Raw genomic sequence first — 3119 nt, forward strand, 5'->3', positions numbered from 1 at the left:
TAATGAAAAACATAAAACTTTCAGGCAAAAAGTTTTTCATTTTAGAGATTCTTTTTCTCATGATTCACTTATGGTTTTGCCAAATATTTTAAAATTGGCAGCTTAAATTTGCCAAACTCAAGTTATAATATTCATCCTTAAAAAATTTTAATTTTATCATTCTTTGCATACTATTTTTTCCCTTTTCTGTCCCATCCTCAAAATCCAATATACCGCCACTCCTGCAAAAATATGTTTTAATGTGTGCCCGCTTGTAATATTCCCCATCGACCAGACTAATTTATCGGCCAGTTCAAATGCCTTTGATATTGCGTAAAAAACCATCACTGTCCATAAATCATTTGATTTTGTATATCTTGAGGGAAATTTCCATAGAACAAAAGATATCAAAAGCATCGGATAGAATTGAACAATAATATAGGGCCGCAAATCTCCCATGCCCTGCAATTCTGTTACATACCAGTAAATAATGCTGAAGGCTCCGAATAATGTGAGAATTAATAAAAGGATAAAACCCCTGATTTCAAATCGTTCATAAAAAATTGCTGATAAAAATGTCATAAATGATGTTGCAAGGGGCAATCTATCCCATAACATTGTTGTATTATTTGGATTCAAATGATAATATCCTGACCCAAAACCGGTTAAAAATATACTAATAAAAAATATAAGATAGGAAAGGCTAACAAGTTTTTCTTCCTTACTGCATGAATTATATTTTTTCACTAAATAAATTGAGCCGACAAGTCCAATTATTATAAAAGGAAGATTTGAAACCACATCCATAAAATTTGGAATCCCGAAAAATACCCGATTGTCAATAAATTGGTGGTAACTTAAATACTGCGGAATTCTTGGCACAAATACCATTATTGTAAAAACAACCAAACTAAAAATGATGATTAACCAGATACTTTTTTGATGATTCATATCTAACCTCTCACTTGGCTGACGAAATTTCCCGCTATTTCTTTCGCCTTCGCCATATCCACCTTACCCGTCCCCAGTGTCGGCCATTCGTCAATTTTGAAAAACATTTGCTTGGCCGGGACCCATAAATTCGGGATGTCCGACTGGCCTAGTTTCTCGCATATTTTTTCTGTTATTCCTTTGTAATTATGGCAAAGAACAGCTAAAGCTTCTCCTTTTTTTTCATCGGGAACCGACAGGACAAGAAATCTTGCCTCCGGTTCATCCGCAGCTTCATAAATTTTTTCTTCCACCATAATATGCGAAACCATCTCGCCGCCGATTTTGCTAAAGCGGGACAATCTATCGGTAATTTGTATAAAACCGTCTTCGTCTATCGAGGCGATATCGCCTGTCGCATACCATCCGTCTTTTATTACTTCGTCAGTTTTTTCTTTATCATCCCAATACCCTTTCATTACATTTGGCCCTTTAACCATTAATAATCCGGACTCTTTTGCCGGCAGCAATTGCCTTGTTTCAGGATCGATGATTTTAACGGATACCCCAGGGAGCGGGCGCCCGACTTTTCCTTCTTTGTGCCCCAGTTGAAATTCATGATGGTGTTTTATGTTAAAGACACTTACGCACGCGACAGGAGAAAGTTCAGTGCACCCGTAACCTTCAAGGACAGGGATATCAAATTTTTCAAGAAATTCTTTAGCGATCTCTTTGCGCATTTTTTCAGCGCCTGTAATTACGAAATGGAGGCTGTTAATGTCTTCCTTATTGAACTTTTTCATCCACATCTGGAGAAAAGTGGGGGTGGTCAAGGCCATTGTGCATTTGTGTTTTTTAATCATTTTCTGGACGATTAAAGGTTCCAGCGGGCTTTTATGATACGCGACAGAAAATCCTCCAAGCAATGGAAGCCATATTGTGGCCGTGTATCCGAATGAATGAAAAAAAGGAAGAATGCCTAAAATACAATCATCGGAATCCGTCTGGAAAACTTCAAGAAGTCCCTGCACATTTGACTGAATATTTTTATGCGTAAGCATGACGCCTTTGGGAATACCGGTGCTCCCGCTTGTAAACACGAGTGTTGCGATATCATCGAGATTCGATTTTGACTTCGGAATAAAAACCGATTCGATAATTGTAGACGGCGTGATAAAAAGCAAAATCCAGAGCATTAAACCATAACCTTTAGACGGTTTCGCAATATCTTCCAGGTAAACCATCCTTTCATCATGCGGCCATTTCAGCCCTTCAAGGACTTTACGGGATGTTATTATTTTATTTATTTTGGCTTTTTGCCGGATTTTATTTATTATTTCGGGTGTCATTGTAAAATTTATGTTAACGGGAATTTTACCCGCCATATTCAACGCGATATTTACCAGCGCGCCGTGGGTGCAGGATGGAAATAAAACACCGATCCTTTCATCATCAGGAAAGTGTTTCATAAACTTTTTCGCAAGCATCACTGACGCGGCAGCTATTTTCCCGTATGAAAGTTCAACACCTCCTGAATCCGCCATTCCTTTTATGAACCATTTTTGTTTGCTGATGCGCAAAAAATTCCTGTGAAGAGGAAGCATTTGGCTGATACGGTGGCCGAAGGCGTGGCTTCCCAGTTCAAGCACAGCCTGCCGGACTTCGTGCACTTTGGACGCCGCGGGCATACTTTTTCCAAAAGAAACAGTCACGGGGTAAGGAATCTTTTTCGGTATTTTCCATATAAATTTCCCGCTGTGGAAACTGAAAATGCTTCCCCAGACACGGTCTAAATTCACAGGGACAATCGGAATATCCATGTCTTTTGCAATGAATTCCATGCCGCGGTGAAAACCCAGGGTTTGCGCTGTTCGCGAAATCGCGCCTTCAGCGAAAATACAGACAATATGCCCTTCCTTTAAAGCTTTTTTGGCCTCTTCCATACTTGCCATAAACTGCTTAGGCTTGTCGGAGGCTGATATTGGAATCATATGCATTATTTTAAAAAACCAGTGCATGGGTTTCCATTCATAAATTGGCCGCCACATGAAAAACCTGATATTTCTCGATAAAGATGCCCCGACAGATAATGTCAAAATAGGTATGAAAGGAATGAAAGTTTTGAAACGGGGTAAATTTTAGATTTCTCCCTTTAGAAAAGGGAGATTAAGAGGGATTTGAGAGAATTGGCAAGTGTATTTAACACGATA

Annotated in this window: 2 protein-coding genes; both read right to left on the reverse strand. The window is 38.9% G+C overall.

What is annotated here, in order from left to right:
- Window positions 1-156: 156 nt before the first annotated feature.
- Window positions 157-930 carry a ceramidase domain-containing protein gene (locus AB1498_00525; GenBank protein ID MEW6086786.1) on the reverse strand — a complete coding sequence of 258 codons (774 nt, stop codon included), beginning with the start codon at window positions 928-930 and terminating at the stop codon, window positions 157-159.
- Window positions 931-932: 2 nt separating this feature from the next.
- Window positions 933-3005, reverse strand: a complete 2073-nt coding sequence (locus AB1498_00530; GenBank protein ID MEW6086787.1) for an AMP-binding protein — start codon at window positions 3003-3005, stop codon at window positions 933-935.
- Window positions 3006-3119 lie beyond the last annotated feature (114 nt).

This window comes from bacterium, from assembly GCA_040754625.1.
Taxonomy (GTDB): domain Bacteria; phylum JACRDZ01; class JAQUKH01; order JAQUKH01; family JAQUKH01; genus JAQUKH01.